This window comes from Mesorhizobium sp. Mes31, assembly GCF_024519675.1.
Lineage (GTDB): Bacteria > Pseudomonadota > Alphaproteobacteria > Rhizobiales > Rhizobiaceae > Mesorhizobium.
In genome coordinates this window covers 1-249 of the sequence record NZ_JALJRL010000088.1, presented here as the reverse complement: position 1 = coordinate 249, position 249 = coordinate 1, and the positions used below count along the sequence as shown (strand labels likewise).

The window sequence follows — 249 nt, the reverse complement described above, 5'->3', positions numbered from 1 at the left end:
TCTTCGCGTTCGTTCGCTGGGCCGCGAACGACTTCGGAACGATCATCTCACGCATTGATATCGTGCGTGCGGTCGCGCGTGGCGATGCCTATCAGACACTGCCCTTCGTGCGCCCCGGCGGCGACATCCTTCTGAAGGTCGAGAGCTGGCCCAAAGTCGAACGCGTGCTGCAGGCGATCGACGCCATCCAGCGCCTCGACATCGAGCCTGAGTTGGTGTCGCCCGATCATTGGCGGCACATCCACAACC

1 protein-coding gene is annotated in these 249 nt (G+C 62.7%); it reads left to right on the top strand.

The window, feature by feature from the left end:
- On the top strand, nucleotides 1–249 hold a 249-nt coding region (locus NR193_RS33700; RefSeq protein WP_256754905.1), incomplete at both ends, for a DUF2840 domain-containing protein.